The organism is Polaromonas sp. P1_E3 (genome assembly GCF_056405935.1).
Window position 1 is genome coordinate 65,799 of the sequence record NZ_JBFUBD010000005.1, and the last position, 15,818, is coordinate 81,616.

Genomic DNA, 15,818 nt, shown 5'->3' on the forward strand with positions numbered 1-15,818 from the left:
TCATGGTTGATTACATCGGCATTGAAAGCATTCAGAGAATCGTCCGTCAGCACGGCGCTGCCGCCTTTATCGAAGGCCTGGCCGGCGAGATTGAGCAAGACTACCGGCGCTGGAACGACTTTGACAAGTCGGCACGCCATGCCATCCATTCGCCGGACGGCGTGATCGAGCTCATGCCCACGAGCGACGGCCACCAGTACTCCTTCAAGTATGTCAACGGCCACCCCAAGAACACGGAGCTGGGATTGCTGACGGTCACCGCCTTCGGCGTGCTGGCCGATGTGGACACCGGCTACCCGCTGCTGCTGTCGGAACTCACCATCACCACCGCGTTGCGCACAGCGGCCATGTCGGCGTTGGCCGCGAAGTGGATGGCCCGCCCGGACAGCCGCGTGATGGCCCTCATCGGCAACGGCGCGCAAAGCGAATTCCAGGCGATTGCCTTTCACCACATGCTGGGCATACGCGAAGTGCGCCTGTTTGACATAGACGCCGCAGCCAGCGATAAACTGGCCCGTAACCTGCATGCCATGGGGCTGCAGGGCCTTCGTTTGACGATTTGCCAGTCAGCGGCTGAGGCCGTGCAAGGAGCCGACATCGTGACCACCATCACTGCCGACAAACGCAACGCCATCATCCTCACGCCCGAAATGATCAAGCCCGGCATGCATCTCAACGCCGTCGGCGGCGACTGCCCCGGCAAGACCGAGCTTCACGCCGACATCCTGCTGCGCAAAGATGCCCGCGTGGTGGTTGAGTTTGAACCGCAGTCGCGTATCGAAGGCGAGATCCAGCAGATGCCCGAGGACTTCAAGGTGGCCGAGTTTGCCGACGTGCTCAAGGGCACGGCCAAAGGCCGCGCATCGACCGACGAGGTCACGATTTTTGATTCAGTCGGCTTCGCACTGGAAGACTATTCGGCCCTGCGTTACCTGCACAAGCTGCAGCTGGCGGACGAAGTCAATCGCCGCCAGATCGACCTGGTGCCGCATCTTGACGATCCCAAAAACCTGTTCGGTTTGCTGGCACCCGCCGTGGCGCCTGCGGCCAGGGCCACCCGCATTCCATCCATCCCTGAAATGGCACGTTGATGATCACTTCTGTCGACCTGATTGGCGCTCCCACCGACATCGGCGCGGGCAGCCGCGGCGCGTCCATGGGTCCTGAGGCCTTGCGCGTGGCCGGTATCCGTGAGGCGCTGCACGGCCGGGGGCTGGAAGTGGTCGACACCGGCAACCTCGCTGGTCCCACCAACCCCTGGCTGCCGCCCGACGAGGGCTACCGGCACCTGGACGAAGTGGTCGCCTGGAACAAGTCGGTGCATGAAGCGATGTACCAGAGCCTTTCGGCCGGCCACATGCCCATCTTGCTGGGCGGCGACCATTGCCTGGGCATCGGCTCTATCAGCGCGGTGGCGCGCCACTGCCGTGACACAGGCAAGACGCTGCGCGTGCTCTGGCTGGACGCGCACACCGACTTCAACACCAACGCGCTCACGCCCACCGGCAATGTGCACGGCATGCCGGTGGCTGTGCTGTGTGGGCACGGCCCGGAGGAACTCACCAACATAGGCGGCAAAGTGCCCGCGATGAGCCCCAAGGCGATACGGCAAATCGGTATCCGCAGCGTGGATGAAGGCGAAAAGCGCTTTGTGCGGCAAGAGGGGCTGGAAGTGTTCGACATGCGCTACATCGACGAAATGGGCATGCGCCACACCATGGAAAAAGCGCTCTCGGGCATGGACGCCAACACCCATTTGCACGTGAGTTTTGACGTGGACTTCCTCGACCCCTCCATCGCGCCGGGCGTGGACACCGCCATCAAAGGCGGCCCCACCTACCGCGAGGCACAACTCTGTATGGAGATGATTGCCGACACGGGCCTGCTCGGCTCGCTTGACGTGATGGAGCTCAACCCGGCGCTGGACGTTCGCAACGGCACGGCCGAAGTAGCGGTCGACCTGATCGAGAGCCTTTTCGGCAAGAGCACCCTGATGCGGGCCTGAGAACCCGTCTGCCGCCAGGGGAAGCCGTCGGCTTCAGAGCTCTGTTACGGCTGCGAGGCGACGCATGATCTGCTGGACGATGTCGCTCTGCATGTCGCGATAGAGCAGGTTTTCTTCGGCTTCCTTGGCCAGCACGGCGGACTCATTGAAACTGATATCGCGCTGTTGCAGGATCTCCGTTTCCGGGATGAGTTCCTTGCCCGCCAGCGTACGCAGCTTGAAACGAAAGCGCAGGCGCAGCTGAAATTCACGCACCTGCCCTGAAGCGTTGCGGCTCAGGATAACTTTTTCGCGCTGATCGCTCAACACGTCAAGAACCACCTGCGCCTCATTGATCCTGCGGGCTTCCGTGATCACCTCCACTTTGCGCGTCGCCTGCAGCGAGCGCCTGAGCTCCACCCCCAGCGGCGAAGTCTCGGCAAGGCCTGAGTAGAGCGTGGTGAAAGCAAAGGTGGGCGCCTTGCGAAGCTCAAACCCGCAGCCGCCCAGGCTCAGGGCGGCAGTGGTGGCCGACAGGGAGAGGAATGTGCGACGCTGCATGGGCTGCCTTCTTTGTGTTTGAAGCGGTCTCAAATGACCTAAATAACGATATTGACCAGCCGGCCAGGCACCACGATCACCTTTTTGGCGGGCGCGCCTGCAGCCTGTTTGGTGAAAGCCTCCGACGCCAGCGCAGCGGCTTCAATGGTGGCCTTGTCGGCGCCCGCGGGGACCGTGACGGAGCCGCGCAGCTTGCCGTTGACCTGCAGGACCAGTTCGATCTCGTCCTGCTGCAGTGCTGCAGCATCAACTTCAGGCCAGGGCGCGTCGAGCAACCCGCCAAACTGCGCTGCGTAGCCGAGCTGCGACCACAGTGCATGCGCCAGATGCGGCGTGGCCGGGTACAGGCAGCGCAGCAGGATGCCGAAGCCTTCGCGCAGCGCTGCGTCTGCGCCTGGCGACGAAGCACCTTTGAAATCTTCCATGGCATTGAGCAGCTTCATGTTGCCCGACACCACGGTGTTGTATTGCATGCGCTGGTAGTCATAGTCGATTTGCTTCAGCACGGTATGGATCTCCAGGCGCAGGGCCTTGGTTTCCTTGTCAAATACGGCCGCAGCGCCCGGTGGCTGTGCGCCACCAGCTCCTGAATTCATAGCATGAAGCTTGACGCCGAAATTCCAGACACGGCGCAGGAATCGGTAGGAGCCCTCCAGCGCGGCGTCGTTCCACTCCAGGGTGGTGTCGGGCGGCGCAGTGAACATGGTGTAGAGCCGCGCGGTATCGGCGCCGTACTTCTCGATCAGGTCCTGCGGGTCCACGCCGTTGTTCTTGGACTTGGACATCGTGGTCCAGCCCTCATAGGGAACGGGCAGGCCGTCTACCTTGGAAGTAGCGGAGATCACCTTGGCATGCTCGTCGCGAACGATGTCGAGTTCGTGCGCCCAGAAGTACTGCTTGCCGGTGGTGGTGCGCGAGAAGGCTTCGTTGAGCACCATGCCCTGTGTGAGCAGCTTGGTGAACGGCTCGTCGATTTTCACCAGCCCGAGGTCGCGCATGACCTTGGTCCAGAAGCGGGCATAGAGCAGGTGCAGGATGGCGTGCTCGATGCCGCCGATGTATTGGTCCATCGGCATCCAGTAGCTGGCGCCGTCAGCCACCATCTTCTCGTCGTTCTTCGGGTCGCAGTAGCGCATGAAGTACCAGGACGAATCGACAAAGGTGTCCATGGTGTCGGTCTCGCGGCGGCCCGGCTTGCCGCAGACGGGACAGACCACGCCGGCGTGAAAGCCCGCGTGCTTGTGCAGTGGGTTGCCTGAGCCGTCGGGCACGCAATCTTGCGGCAGCACCACAGGCAGGTCTTTTTCAGGCACCGGCACGGCGCCGTGTTCTTCGCAATGGATGATGGGAATCGGCGTGCCCCAATAGCGCTGGCGGCTCACGCCCCAGTCGCGCAGGCGCCAGGTGGTTTTCTTTTCACCGAGGCCCCTGGCTGCGAGGTCGGCGGCTACGGCATCTACTGCCGCTTTAAATGACAGTCCGTCGTACTTGCCGGAGTTGATGGTCACGCCCTGCTGCTTGTCGCCGTACCAGTCAGCCCAGGCCTCCAGGCTGTAGGTCTGACCTTTGACATCCACCACTTGTTTGATGGGCAGCTTGTATTTTTTGGCGAACTCAAAATCGCGCTCGTCATGTGCCGGCACGCCCATCACGGCGCCGTCACCGTAGCTCATCAGCACATAGTTGCCGACCCACACCTCCACCTTATTTCCAGTGAGCGGGTGCGTAACGAAGAGGCCCGTGGGCACGCCTTTTTTCTCCTGCGTGGCGAGTTCCGCTTCGGTCGTGCCGCCCGCTTTGCTCTCTTCAATGAAAGCGGCGACCTTGGGGCTGGACGCAGCGGCATGCTGGGCCAGCGGGTGCTCGGGTGCCACGGCGCAGAAGGTCACGCCCATGATGGTGTCGGCGCGTGTGGTGAAGACGTACATCTTTCCGTCGCCGATCAGCTTGCCGGAAGCGTCCTGGATGTCGTGGGTGAACGCAAAGCGCACGCCTTCGCTCTTGCCGATCCAGTTCTCCTGCATCAGCTTGACGCGTTCGGGCCAGCCGGGCAGCTTGTGGCTGACGCTGTCGAGCAGCTCGTCGGCGTAGTCGGTGATCTTGAGGTAGTAGCCCGGGATCTCGCGCTTTTCAACCACGGCGCCGGTGCGCCAGCCCTTGCCGTCGATCACCTGCTCATTGGCCAGCACGGTCTGGTCGACCGGGTCCCAGTTCACGACCTGGGTCTTGCGGTAGGCAATGCCTTTTTCCAGCATCTTCAAAAAGAGCCACTGGTTCCACTTGTAATAGCTCGCGTCGCAGGTGGCGACTTCGCGGCTCCAGTCGATGGCCAGTCCCATCGCCTGCATCTGCTTTTTCATGTAGGCGATGTTGTCGTAGGTCCACTTCGCCGGCGGCACGCCGTTTTTCATGGCGGCGTTTTCGGCCGGCAGGCCGAAGGCATCCCAGCCCATGGGCATCAACACGTTGTAGCCCTTCATGCGCAGATGGCGCGTGAGCATGTCATTGATGGTGTAGTTGCGCACGTGGCCCATGTGCAGCTTGCCGCTGGGGTAAGGCAGCATGGAGCAGGCGTAGTATTTCTTCCGGCTCGCATCTTCCGTCACGCGGTAGGCGTCGGTAGCGGTCCAGTGGCTTTGAGCATCACGCTCAACGTCGAGATGGTTGTATTTGTCTTGCATGAGAAACCGGAAAAGGCGGAAAACGAAGCGATAAAAATGGCCGAAGGGCGAAGAAAAAGGTGGCGGAGCGGGCTGCGCAGCCTGTTGCCGCCGGTCACGGTGAATCCCCGATTTTAGGGGCTGGGCCGCGCCAGGCGCGCTAACGGGTTACAGCGGGGCTGTTCGCCTGGACCGGCCCGGGGTCGGCCACAAAGCCGATGCGGTTGAGCCCGGCTTTCTGCGCCACGCCCATCACCTGGACCACCTTGCCATAGGGAACGCCCTCATCGGCCCGCAGCTGAACCTCGGTGTCGGGGTTCTGGCGGGCGGTTTCGGCCAGCCGCTGCGCCAGTTCGTCCTGGGTGAGGGCCTTGTCATTCAGGAAAGCCTGGCCGGCCTTGTCGACCACCAGTGTGACGAATTTGGGGGCGTCGGCCGGCTGGGCGGCGTCTGTCCTGGGCAGGCTGAGCGGGATGGTGCTGGCCAGCAAGGGCGCCGTGATAATGAAGATCACCACAAGCACCAGCATCACGTCGACCAGCGGCGTCACATTGATGTCGCTCATGGGCTGCGGACCCTGGGTGCGCTCAAGGCGCCCGAAACTCATGCGCCTGCGCCTCTCATTTTAATGACGCCGTTGACGAAAACAGCTCACGTAAATCACGGGCGAAGCCTTCGAGGTCGGCTTCGATGCGGCCGATGCGGCGGCCAAAAATGTTGTAAGCGAGCACTGCCGGAATGGCCACTGCCAGGCCTGCCGCGGTCATGATGAGCGCTTCACCGACAGGGCCGGAGACCTTGTCGATGGTGATCTGCCCCGCCGAGGCGATGCCAACCAGCGCGTGGTAAATGCCCCAGACGGTGCCCAGCAACCCCACAAACGGTGCGGTTGAGCCGACAGTGGCGAGCAGCACCTGGCCAAACTGCAACTTGTCGAGAACACCATGCAGCGCGTCTCGCAGTACGCGGGTGAGCTGTTGGGATTTGTCGCCCGCCGAAGCCAGCGTTCCGCCCGCCTGGATACCCGTGGCGGCAATAAGCGGCAGCACCAGCATCTCGCGATCAAAGGCTGCCACTTTCTCGCGGGCTTGCTCTACCGAGGCCGACTGCCAGAAAGCGCTCGTGCTGCGTGCAACGTCGCCGCCTGCGCGGTGAAGCAGCCAGGCTTTCCACAGGATGACAACCCAGCTCGCCACCGACATGCCCAGCAGAAGCGCCGCCACCAACTGGCTGACAACACCCCCCTGGGTCATCAGGCTGAAGAAGTCCATCAGGCCAAGCCTCGAGCCGCCAGCGCCGGGATTGCGTTCATTTCAGGCCCAGCACGTCAAACATGTCAAAAAGGCCGGTGGCCTTTCCGTCCAGAAAGCGGGCGGCGCGCAGGCTGCCTTGGGCATAGTTGCTGCGGCTGGACGACTTGTGGCTGATCTCTATGCGTTCGCCGGTGCCGAGGAACATCACGGTGTGGTCGCCCACCACGTCACCACCGCGCACGGCGGAAAAACCGATGGACAGCGGGTCACGTTCACCGGTCACACCTTCGCGCGCATACACACCGCAGTCGTTCAGGTCGCGGCCCAGCGCATCGGCGATCACCTCGCCCATCTTGAGTGCCGTACCCGAGGGCGCATCGACCTTGTGGCGGTGATGCGCCTCGACGATTTCGATGTCGTAACCGGTGGACAACGCTTTGGCCGCCATTTCAAGCAGCTTGAACGTCACGTTGACGCCTACGCTCATATTGGGTGCCATGACGATGGCGATGTCCTTGGCCGCGGCGGCGATTTCGGCTTTTTGCGCTTCCGAAAAACCGGTGGTGCCGATGACCAGCTTGACGCCCAGTTCGCGGCAAGCCGCCAGATGGGCCAGCGTGCCTTCAGGGCGGGTGAAGTCAATCAGCACGCGGGAGTCTTTTAATCCCTGGCGTATATCGGCGCTGATGAGCACGCCACTGGCACGGCCAGAGAACGCGGCGGCGTCAAGGCCCACGGACGGGCTGGAGGCCACATCGAGCGCGCCGGTCAGCTGGCAGTCGGTGCTGGCGCTGACAGCATCAACCAGCATCTGGCCCATGCGGCCGCTGGCGCCCGCCACTGCGATCCGGTGCCGTCGGCCCTGGCTCGCCTGGATTGAGCCAGCCCCGCTCACTGTTTCGGGCTTTCGAGCGGCGGATAGGAAACGGAAGAGGTGCCGGCCGGCGTGCTGGAAGGAGCCGGGGTCGCAGCCGACTCAGCCTTGATCTTGGTCGACGCCTTGCTCAGTTGCTCTTCGGTGGCTTCCAGCACAGGCACATCACCCAGCTTGCGCTTGTTGCCCAGTTTGGCAATAAATTCCGTCTCACTCGGCATGGCGTCGCCTTCAAAGCGTTCAAGCTGGTCGCCCTTGAAGAACACGGTGTATTTGTACGACTGGGGCTCGACGCCCTGGCGCTTCAGGGTAAATACATAGTCCCACCGGTCGGCATGAAAGAGGCTGGCCATCAAAGGCGTGCCCATGATGCCCTTGACCTGCTCGCGGCTCATGCCGGCGCGGAGCAGTTCAACCTGCTCTTTCGAGACAAAATTGCCCTGAATGACATCCACCCTGTAGGGGGTGAGCCAGTTGACGGGGTTGATCGAGCTGTCGCCCATGCTGCGCAGGCTGCTGCAGGAGGCCAGCATCGTGCAAACCAGGAGCAGGAGGGCGGTCTGTGCGCTGTAACGATGATTTGCAGGCGTGGCTGACATAGTGAGGAGGTGTAGCGATATGATTGTTCATTGTAGCGGCTGGGGGCTCCCCGCCGGCACCCGCCCAGAAGGGTCGCACCACCGCTTTACACAGCGGTTTCACCCAGAGAGTTTCCCATGAGCAACATCGACGAACTGAAAAATACCGGCCTCAAGGCAACCCTGCCGCGCCTGAAAATCCTGGAGATTTTCCAGGCTGGCAAACAGCGCCACATGACGGCTGAAGATGTGTTCCGCGTGCTGCTGGAAGACCGGTCGGACATCGGCCTTGCCACCGTCTACCGGGTGCTGACCCAGTTCGAGCAGGCGGGTTTGCTGAACCGCAGCAATTTCGAGTCAGGCAAGGCAGTCTACGAGATCAATGAAGGCCAGCACCATGACCACCTGGTCTGCCTGGATTGCGGCAAGGTCGAGGAGTTTTACGACGCCGAAATTGAAAAGCGGCAGAACGCCGTAGCCAAATCCAAGGGTTTTGCCATTGCCGACCATTCCCTGTCGATCTACGCCAACTGCACCAAGGACAAGTGCCCTAACCGCAATGGCAACCCGGTGCGGCATCACCACGCCTGAATTCGAATTAAAAGGCCTGCGGCCCTTTATTGGCGAGCGCAAGCAGCTACTGATTTAATAGCACGTAAATTCGGCCGGCAGAAGGCCCGAAGAAACCGTAGCGAGCGGCCCCGAGGTCGCGAGGTCGCGAGGATTCTGTTCCAGCAGGGGCCGCGGAACCGGCTTTGCCGGGCCGCAGGCGCAGCGGCCCCCTCGGGGGGCAGGGAGCTACACGCAGTGAGCGACCGTGGGGGCCCTAGTCATCCTGCTCCATGGCGCGGCGGTGCCGCTCCACGAAATCCTGGTAGGTATTGATGCCGCGCAGCTGCAGGATTGCGTTGCGGACCGCGGCCTCGACCAGCACGGCAATATTGCGGCCTGCCTCCACCTGGATGATGACCTTGCGCACCGGAATTCCCAGCACGTCCTGCGTCAGCGGTTCGTATGGGATGCGTTCGTAGTCCCGCTCAAGCGTTTCGCGGCGCACGAGGTGCACGATCATCTTCAGCCGCATTTTGCGGCGCACCGCCGTCTCGCCAAAAATCGCCTTGATGTCGAGCAGGCCGATACCGCGCACTTCCAGCAGGTTTTGCAGCAGTTCGGGGCAGCGGCCTTCAATCGTGGTCTGGTTGATCCGGTACAGGTCCACAGCGTCGTCGGCCACCAGGCCGTGGCCGCGAGAAATCAGCTCCAGCCCCAGTTCGCTTTTACCCAGGCCCGATTCCCCGGTGATCATGACACCCAGGCCCAGGATGTCCATGAAGACGCCGTGCATGGAGGTGCGGTCGGCAAAATGCTTGGACAGGTAGGCCCGCAGCACGTCGATCACAAAGGCGGCCGACTCCGGTGTGGAGAACATCGGCAGCTGCGCGCGCTCGCACATGGACAGCAGGGTGTCAGGGGCAGTCTGGCCATCGGCCACAACCAGCACCGGCGGCTCCAGTGTGATGATGCGCGAGATGCGGCGGGCGCAGTCTTCCGGGCTGGCATTGGTGAGGTAAGCGACCTCACGCTCACCGAGAATCTGCACGCGGTAGGGATGGATGTAATTGAGGTACCCCACCAGATCGGCGCCGGATCGCGCAGCCCGGACGGCGACTTCATCGAAACGCCGCTCGGAGGCCCCGAGCCCGGCGACCCACTCCCATTTCAGGGCAGCACGGTGGTCTTCAAATAAAACGTCGGCACTGACAACGGTGGGCTTCATGCCATCCTGTGATTCGGGACAGGCCCGTACTAAGAACTGACTTCGTGGACGGAGTGCCAGGAAGCAATCAGGTTGTGCAGTCCCGCGGCATCTGTGCTGGTCTTGAGTTGTTCCCGCAAGGTGCTGTCGCTGAGCAATTCGGCAATTTCCGAAAGAATTTCAAGGTGCTTTTGGGTCGCAGCCTCGGGAACCAGCAGAAAAATCAGCAATGCCACGGCCTGTTCGTCGGGCGCATCGAAACCAATAGGCGCCTGCAACAGGAACACGGCAGCCATCGGAGCCTTGAGCCCCTTGATGCGGCCATGCGGAATGGCCACGCCATGGCCAAGCCCGGTCGAGCCGAGGCGTTCACGGGCGAACAGGCTGTCCGTGATCAATGCGCGGTTCAGGCCATGCTGGTTTTCAAACAGCAGACCGGCTTCTTCAAAAGCGCGTTTCTTGCTGGTCGCTTCAACACGGACCAGCACTTGGGAGGGGGGCAAAATTTGCGAAAGACGGTTCATAACAATCTTTTAGTCGCCGAATTATGCACTTTGCAGCGGGTTAGCTGGAAAAAGAGGCATAAAAAAGCCGCTTGACGTCGCAAGCGGCTCTTGGCAACTTCTGGCACCTGCCTTTACACCCTCAACACGGGGGGCATGGCCCGGAACGGGATTTCCAGCCGGCCAGTGCGGGGTGCAAAGCAAAAAGCGGAGTGGCCAATCAGGCCTGGCGCTTGGCGGCAATGTGGTGATGATCCTGGGTTTTGGTTTTGTAACGTCCGACCTGGCGATCCAGTTTGTCGGTCAACTCGTCTACGGCGGCATACAGATCAGCGTGGGAACTCTCGGCAAACAGGTCGCGGCCCTTGACATGCACATTGCATTCGGCCCGCTGGCGTCTTTCCTTTTCTTTCATGTTGTCCACTGTCAACAGGACTTTTACGTCCACTACCTGGTCGAAATGCCGGGTAATCCGATCCAGCTTGCTCGTCACATAGCCGCGCAACGCGGGGGTGACTTCAAGATGGTGGCCGCTGATCGTCAAGTTCATAAAGAGACTCCTTTTCCAAAGGTTGGAGCTGGGTTGAAAACACTGCCGGGCCCAGGAGGCGGGGCAGCGGACGGGGACACTCTCTTGGATTTACTATGCGCCCGATACCCTGCAATTGCAACCTTGCGCCGCAATAAATAGTGAAACCTTGTGAAAAACCCCTTGACCACAAATTCACTGCCCGCGGTGCATGCCGGCGTACCGCCCGGGCAGCGGCATAAAGCCCTTGATTCTTCTGCATTTTTGCCAACGCAAGCTTTCGTGCAGCCAAGGCGGGCGTGCTTGCAGGAATGCCGCCCCGGCGGCATCATGCTGAAACAATTGACGGCGACCGCCCCTCAAAGGGCAAGGTTGCAAAGGCCAAAGCAGCACCCCATGGCAAGAAAACCATAACACCCGCCAGAGCAAGCCCATGCACCGACTGTTTGCAGCGTCTCCTTCACACACCGGGTCCGGCCATGTCGCTTGAGACCATCATCTCTTCCGCGTTAACCCGGCCTGACGAAGAACAAAATGCCCTGGTCCTCATGGGCGGCGGTGCACGCACAGCCTACCAGGCGGGGGTGCTTCACGCGCTGTCAACCATGCTCGGCGTGCAAAGCGGCAATGCAGACCAGAAATTTCCCTTCAAAATCCTGGTAGGCACCTCGGCCGGTGCCCTGAACGCAGCCTTCCTGGCAAGCCACGCAAGTGAAGGACTGCGTGCATTCGGCCAGTTGGCCAACTTCTGGACCACACTGCGTTCATCGCAGGTTTACCAGCTCAAGGTTCCGGCATGGATACGTTCGAGCCGGATCGCAGCGGCACTGTTTTTGTCCCAGCAGGTGCGGGCACAACAATCCCTGCTGGACAATACGCCGCTGGTCGATACCCTGCACCATGCCATTTCATTGAGCCACATCGAGCAGGTACTGCAGGAGAAAACCCTTCACGCGCTGGCCATCACTGCGTCCAGCTACAGCAGTGGGGTTCACTGGACGTTTTGCCAGATGGCCGCCGGCCGCAAGGCGGACCTCTGGAGCCGGCCAGGGCGGCGTGCGGAGTTCCAGCCCGTCACCATTGAGCACCTGATGGCTTCCAGTGCCATTCCTTTCCTGTTTCCCTCCACGCCGCTCTGGGTGGACGGCCACCGCGAATTCTTTGGCGATGGCTCCATGCGCCAAAGCTCCCCGCTGTCGCCCGCCTTGCATCTCGGGGCCAGCAAGATACTCGTGATCGGCGTGGGACAGCCCGAGCGCGCCGGTTTCGTCGGCAGCAACGGGCCGAGCGTGAGCGGCCGGCCCACGCTCGGCGCCATTGCGGGCCATGCCATGGCCAGCGTGTTCCAGGACACGCTACAGGCCGACGTGGAGCAAGCCCAGCGCGTGAGCAAAACCGTGCGGCAAATGCCGCGGGAAATCGCAGCAGTCATGCCCTACCGTCCCGTTGACGTGCTGGCGATTGCACCATCGCAGTCACTCGACGCGCTGGCACAGGCCCATGCCGGCGAGCTGCCGCGCGGGACCTATAACGCGCTGGCAGGCCTGGGCGCGCTGGGAGCCAAAGGCAGCCCTGGGGGCGCTGCATTGGCAAGCTACCTGCTTTTCGAGCCGGGGTTTGTCAAAGCGCTGATGGCGCTGGGCGAGAGTGACGCCTATGCACGCAAGGGCGAACTCATCGACTTTTTCATGTAGCGCTCGTGGAGCGCCGGGCGGTAGATAAACCAGGTGTGAAATGCCATAATCGCCGCTTATTCATTACGGAGAAATCCTTGGAAAGCAGCCCTAGTCGCTAGCTTTCAACACCGCAGACTGACGCTAGGCTTGCCAAGGCTCACGTTGAAAGGGGGTTGAAAGCGATGCCACGTCCCACCGCCCTTTACCGCGCTTTCGCGCAAGGCTGAACGCATGCCTTGCGCAGGCCCCTGAATCGATAGGCAGTCAGTCATGCTCAATATTTTCACGCTGGCCAACGGCCGGCTTTTCCAGGAGGAAATCGAATCCCTGGAAGAACTCTCCAAATTCCAGCCCATCTGGGTGGACCTGGAGTCCCCTACCCTCGAAGAAAAACGCTGGATCAAGCAGTACTACGGACTGTCCATCCCGGAAGATGCGATGGACGAAGACATCGAGGAATCCGCACGCTTTTACGAGGAAGACAACGGCGAGCTGCACATCCGCTCCGACTTCCTGATTGCAGACGACGAAGAGCCGCGCACCGTACGCGTGGCTTTCATCCTGAACCTCGTCAACGACGACCTCAAAAGCAAGGGCGTGCTGTTTTCGATCCACGACGAAGATGTACCGGTGTTCCGCCTGCTGCGGATGCGCGCGCGCCGCGCGCCGGGGCTGATTGAGGACGCCAAGGAAGTGCTGCTCAAGCTGTTTGACGCCGATGCAGAGTATTCCGCCGACACGCTGGAAGGCGTTTATGTCGAGCTCGAAAAGGTCAGCGGCAAGGTGTTGTCGGGCGACGTAACCGACGCACTGGCCGGCGAAGTGCTGGGCGCCATTGCGCGCCACGAAGACCTGAACGGGCGCATTCGCCGCAACATGATGGACACGCGCCGCGCGGTGAGCTTCATGATGCGCAGCAAAATGCTCAATGCCGAGCAGTTCGAGGAAGCGCGACAGATTTTGCGCGACATCGACTCGCTCGACTCACACACGGCCTTCCTCTTTGACAAGATCAACTTCCTGATGGACGCCACGGTCGGTTTCATCAACATCAACCAGAACAAGATCATCAAGATCTTCTCCGTGGCCAGCGTGGCCTTGCTGCCGCCAACCCTGATCGCCAGCATTTATGGCATGAACATGACTTTTCCGGAGCTGCAGCTGCTGGGGCCGGCAGCTTATCCGTATGTGATCGCGCTGATGGTGGCCAGCGCGCTGGTGCCGATGATCTATTTCCGCAAGCGCGGCTGGCTGAAATAGTCACGCCGTGCCGAAGGCGAGTTCAGGTCTAAAATGGCCTGAAACTCAATAACGACGGGCGCAAGCAGCTATCAAATAGATAGCAACTTCAGACAGTAACCGCCGGCAGCAATTTTTCGACGATGGCGCGCGCGTAGACGCTGGCCACTTCCGCCACAAATGCCGGAAAGTCCACATGCGCGGTATCGTCGGCGCGATCGGAAATCGTCCTCACGGACGCAAACGCCACGCCGTAGTCATGGCACACCTGCGCGACTGCTGCGCCCTCCATCTCGACCGCCATCGGCGCGTGGCCTGCGGCAATCAGCGCGGCACGGATACCGGCGGCTTCCTGCGCACCGCAGACAAAGCGGTCGCCGCTGATCATCAGTCCGCGGTGAACGCGCGCAGCCGGATACGCCGGGACCGTGCCCGCCGCCAGCGCCGCCGCATGCAACAGCGCGGTCAACGCGGCGTTGCTTTCAAACACCGTCTTGCCATACAGCGGCACTTCATAGCGGGGAAACAGCGGCGAGGCGTCCATGTCATGCTGCACAAAACTGTCGGCCACCACCACATCGCCCACATTCACGCTTTCGCCCAGGCCACCGGCCACACCGGTAAAGACAATGCGGCCGACCTTGAAGTGCTCGATCAGCGCCACCGCCGTGGTGGCAGCCGCCACCTTGCCGATGCGTGCGAGCACCAGCACAACCGGGTGCCCGTGCAGTACGCCCAGCCAGAAGTCACGGCCGGCGTGCTTTACCTGCCGCGCGTTTTCCAGCAGGTCAATCAGGCCGGACTGTTCTTCGGCGAGCGCGCTGAGGATGGCAGTGGATGCGTAGGGGAAAGGGTCAATGGAAGTCATGGTCCTGATTTTGCCGTGCTTTCAACACCCGAAAGCGCAGAAAAAAGGGCAGCTTGCGCCGCCCTCTGGAAAACCAGCCGCGCAAGCGGCAGCTCTGAAACTTGCCGTTTATTTCTTGTCGCGCAACTCGCGGCGAAGGATCTTGCCGACCGGGGTCTTGGGCAGGTCGGTGCGGAACTCCACCACCTTGGGCTGCTTGTAGCCGGTCAGATTGGCCTTGCAGAACTCCCGCACCTGCGCTTCAGTCAGATCGGGGTTTTTCTTGACGATCACCAGCTTCACGGCCTCGCCGGACTTTTCATCGGCGACGCCCACGCAGGCGCACTCCATCACGCCGTCGAGCTTGGCCACCACGTCTTCAATCTCGTTGGGGTAGACGTTAAAACCGCTCACCAGGATCATGTCTTTCTTTCGGTCGACGATCTTGAAGAAACCGTTTTCATCGACCACGCCAATGTCGCCCGATTTGAAGTAGCCATCAGGTGTCATGACCTTGGCGGTTTCGTCGGGACGCTGCCAGTAGCCGGCCATGACCTGCGGGCCCTTGATGGCAATTTCGCCGGGCTGGCCTTGCGGGACTTCATTGCCGTCGTCATCGAGCAGCTTGAAATAGGTGCCGGGAATCGGCACGCCAATGGTGCCGGTGAAAGCCTTGCTGTTGGTCGGGTTGCAGCTGGCCGAGGGCGACGTTTCAGACAGGCCGTAACCTTCGCAGACCGGGCAACCGGTTTTCTCAAGCCAGAGCTTGGCGACCGCGCCTTGCACAGCCATTCCGCCACCCAGTGAAATCTTCAGGTGTGACCAGTCGACAGTATTGAAGTCGGGGTGGTTGGCCAGTCCGTTGAACAGGGTATTGACCGCCGGGAAACTGTTGACCTTGTGCCTGGACAGCTCTTTGAGCACAGCGGCAAGATCACGCGGGTTAGGGATCAGGATGTTTTTGCTGCCGGTACGCATGCCCAGCATCATGTTCACCGTAAAAGCGAAGATGTGATACAGCGGCAGTGCACAAACATAGGTCAGCTGCTCGCCGGCCGGCAGGCTGGCCATGGCCGGGCCGTTCCAGGCTTCCGACTGCAACACGTTGGCAATCACGTTGCGGTGCAGCAGCACGGCGCCTTTGGAGACGCCCGTGGTGCCGCCGGTGTACTGCAGCACCGCCACGTCGTCGGGTTTGATTTCGGGGCGCTTGATCGTCAGGCGCGTGCCTTGCGCAACAGCGTCGTTAAAGCGCACGGCGCCCGGCAGGTTAAAGGCCGGCACCATCTTCTTGACATTGCGCACCACGTAGTTGACCAAGGCGCCCTTGAGCATGCCCAGCTGGTCACCCATGGCGC

16 protein-coding genes are annotated in these 15,818 nt (G+C 61.3%); 5 read left to right on the forward strand and 11 right to left on the reverse strand.

Features of this window, described 5'->3' with window-relative positions:
* Window positions 1-2: 2 nt before the first annotated feature.
* Window positions 3-1,091 carry an ornithine cyclodeaminase gene (locus AC1D0Z_RS02325; RefSeq protein WP_477656630.1) on the forward strand — a complete coding sequence of 363 codons (1,089 nt, stop codon included), beginning with the start codon at window positions 3-5 and terminating at the stop codon, window positions 1,089-1,091.
* Window positions 1,091-2,005 carry an arginase gene (gene rocF, locus AC1D0Z_RS02330; RefSeq protein ID WP_477656631.1) on the forward strand — a complete coding sequence of 305 codons (915 nt, stop codon included), beginning with the start codon at window positions 1,091-1,093 and terminating at the stop codon, window positions 2,003-2,005. The genes AC1D0Z_RS02325 and rocF overlap by 1 nt, the downstream gene beginning before the upstream one ends.
* Window positions 2,006-2,038: 33 nt before the next feature.
* On the opposite strand, the gene AC1D0Z_RS02335 is transcribed toward rocF, so the two are convergent.
* The 6 genes from AC1D0Z_RS02335 to AC1D0Z_RS02360 form a co-directional block, all read right to left on the reverse strand.
* The gene (locus tag AC1D0Z_RS02335) at window positions 2,039-2,545 is read right to left on the reverse strand and encodes an LPS-assembly lipoprotein LptE (protein WP_477656632.1); all 507 of its coding nucleotides are present in this window, start codon (window positions 2,543-2,545) and stop codon (window positions 2,039-2,041) included.
* 38 nt (window positions 2,546-2,583) lie between these two features.
* Window positions 2,584-5,226: a leucine--tRNA ligase gene (leuS, locus tag AC1D0Z_RS02340; protein ID WP_477656633.1), complete on the reverse strand. Its 2,643-nt coding sequence runs from the start codon at window positions 5,224-5,226 to the stop codon at window positions 2,584-2,586.
* Window positions 5,227-5,365: 139 nt separating this feature from the next.
* Window positions 5,366-5,812 (reverse strand): ExbD/TolR family protein, encoded by a 447-nt coding sequence (locus AC1D0Z_RS02345; protein WP_477656634.1) that lies wholly within the window; start codon window positions 5,810-5,812, stop codon window positions 5,366-5,368.
* A 13-nt stretch (window positions 5,813-5,825) separates the two neighbouring features.
* Window positions 5,826-6,476: a MotA/TolQ/ExbB proton channel family protein gene (locus AC1D0Z_RS02350; RefSeq protein ID WP_477656635.1), complete on the reverse strand. Its 651-nt coding sequence runs from the start codon at window positions 6,474-6,476 to the stop codon at window positions 5,826-5,828.
* Window positions 6,477-6,513: 37 nt separating this feature from the next.
* Window positions 6,514-7,299, reverse strand: a complete 786-nt coding sequence (gene dapB / locus AC1D0Z_RS02355; protein ID WP_477656636.1) for a 4-hydroxy-tetrahydrodipicolinate reductase — start codon at window positions 7,297-7,299, stop codon at window positions 6,514-6,516.
* A 50-nt stretch (window positions 7,300-7,349) separates the two neighbouring features.
* Window positions 7,350-7,931 (reverse strand): outer membrane protein assembly factor BamE, encoded by a 582-nt coding sequence (locus AC1D0Z_RS02360; RefSeq protein ID WP_477656637.1) that lies wholly within the window; start codon window positions 7,929-7,931, stop codon window positions 7,350-7,352.
* Between the two features lie 117 nt (window positions 7,932-8,048).
* Between AC1D0Z_RS02360 and fur the strand changes: the two genes are divergently transcribed.
* Entirely contained in the window at window positions 8,049-8,501 is a 453-nt protein-coding gene (gene fur / locus AC1D0Z_RS02365; RefSeq protein WP_477656638.1) for a ferric iron uptake transcriptional regulator, read from the forward strand.
* Between the two features lie 235 nt (window positions 8,502-8,736).
* Here fur and hprK read toward each other — a convergent pair whose 3' ends face one another.
* The 3 genes from hprK to hpf all read right to left on the reverse strand — a co-directional run bounded on the left by hprK (window position 8,737) and on the right by hpf (window position 10,719).
* The gene (gene hprK, locus AC1D0Z_RS02370) at window positions 8,737-9,687 is read right to left on the reverse strand and encodes an HPr(Ser) kinase/phosphatase (protein ID WP_477656639.1); all 951 of its coding nucleotides are present in this window, start codon (window positions 9,685-9,687) and stop codon (window positions 8,737-8,739) included.
* 29 nt (window positions 9,688-9,716) lie between these two features.
* Complete coding sequence (locus AC1D0Z_RS02375) at window positions 9,717-10,190, reverse strand: PTS sugar transporter subunit IIA (RefSeq protein ID WP_477656640.1); 474 nt, start codon at window positions 10,188-10,190, stop codon at window positions 9,717-9,719.
* A gap of 199 nt (window positions 10,191-10,389) precedes the next feature.
* On the reverse strand, window positions 10,390-10,719 hold the full coding sequence (gene hpf / locus AC1D0Z_RS02380; RefSeq protein ID WP_092132342.1) for a ribosome hibernation-promoting factor, HPF/YfiA family: 330 nt from the start codon (window positions 10,717-10,719) through the stop codon (window positions 10,390-10,392).
* Window positions 10,720-11,177: 458 nt separating this feature from the next.
* Here hpf and AC1D0Z_RS02385 point away from each other — a divergent pair, with 458 nt between their 5' ends.
* Both AC1D0Z_RS02385 and AC1D0Z_RS02390 read left to right on the forward strand, forming a co-directional pair.
* Window positions 11,178-12,392: a patatin-like phospholipase family protein gene (locus tag AC1D0Z_RS02385; protein ID WP_477656641.1), complete on the forward strand. Its 1,215-nt coding sequence runs from the start codon at window positions 11,178-11,180 to the stop codon at window positions 12,390-12,392.
* 252 nt (window positions 12,393-12,644) lie between these two features.
* Window positions 12,645-13,634, forward strand: coding sequence for a magnesium and cobalt transport protein CorA (locus AC1D0Z_RS02390; RefSeq protein ID WP_477656642.1), 990 nt, complete (start codon window positions 12,645-12,647; stop codon window positions 13,632-13,634).
* An 88-nt stretch (window positions 13,635-13,722) separates the two neighbouring features.
* On the opposite strand, the gene AC1D0Z_RS02395 is transcribed toward AC1D0Z_RS02390, so the two are convergent.
* Together AC1D0Z_RS02395 and AC1D0Z_RS02400 are read right to left on the reverse strand one after the other, a co-directional pair.
* The gene (locus AC1D0Z_RS02395) at window positions 13,723-14,481 is read right to left on the reverse strand and encodes a 5'-methylthioadenosine/adenosylhomocysteine nucleosidase (protein ID WP_477656643.1); all 759 of its coding nucleotides are present in this window, start codon (window positions 14,479-14,481) and stop codon (window positions 13,723-13,725) included.
* A gap of 108 nt (window positions 14,482-14,589) precedes the next feature.
* A partial coding sequence (locus tag AC1D0Z_RS02400; RefSeq protein WP_477656644.1) for an AMP-binding protein occupies window positions 14,590-15,818 on the reverse strand: 1,229 nt, incomplete at its 5' end.

Bases quoted from the DNA above. Each gene is read 5' to 3' on its own strand.
- AC1D0Z_RS02325 (WP_477656630.1), top strand. From the start codon at position 3: ATGGTTGATTACATCGGCATTGAAAGCATTCAGAGAATCGTCCGTCAG.
- rocF (WP_477656631.1), top strand. From the start codon at position 1,091: ATGATCACTTCTGTCGACCTGATTGGCGCTCCCACCGACATCGGCGCG.
- AC1D0Z_RS02335 (WP_477656632.1), bottom strand. From the start codon at position 2,545: ATGCAGCGTCGCACATTCCTCTCCCTGTCGGCCACCACTGCCGCCCTG.
- leuS (WP_477656633.1), bottom strand. From the start codon at position 5,226: ATGCAAGACAAATACAACCATCTCGACGTTGAGCGTGATGCTCAAAGC.
- AC1D0Z_RS02345 (WP_477656634.1), bottom strand. From the start codon at position 5,812: ATGAGTTTCGGGCGCCTTGAGCGCACCCAGGGTCCGCAGCCCATGAGC.
- AC1D0Z_RS02350 (WP_477656635.1), bottom strand. From the start codon at position 6,476: ATGGACTTCTTCAGCCTGATGACCCAGGGGGGTGTTGTCAGCCAGTTG.
- AC1D0Z_RS02360 (WP_477656637.1), bottom strand. From the start codon at position 7,931: ATGTCAGCCACGCCTGCAAATCATCGTTACAGCGCACAGACCGCCCTC.
- fur (WP_477656638.1), top strand. From the start codon at position 8,049: ATGAGCAACATCGACGAACTGAAAAATACCGGCCTCAAGGCAACCCTG.
- hprK (WP_477656639.1), bottom strand. From the start codon at position 9,687: ATGAAGCCCACCGTTGTCAGTGCCGACGTTTTATTTGAAGACCACCGT.
- AC1D0Z_RS02375 (WP_477656640.1), bottom strand. From the start codon at position 10,190: ATGAACCGTCTTTCGCAAATTTTGCCCCCCTCCCAAGTGCTGGTCCGT.
- hpf (WP_092132342.1), bottom strand. From the start codon at position 10,719: ATGAACTTGACGATCAGCGGCCACCATCTTGAAGTCACCCCCGCGTTG.
- AC1D0Z_RS02385 (WP_477656641.1), top strand. From the start codon at position 11,178: ATGTCGCTTGAGACCATCATCTCTTCCGCGTTAACCCGGCCTGACGAA.
- AC1D0Z_RS02390 (WP_477656642.1), top strand. From the start codon at position 12,645: ATGCTCAATATTTTCACGCTGGCCAACGGCCGGCTTTTCCAGGAGGAA.
- AC1D0Z_RS02395 (WP_477656643.1), bottom strand. From the start codon at position 14,481: ATGACTTCCATTGACCCTTTCCCCTACGCATCCACTGCCATCCTCAGC.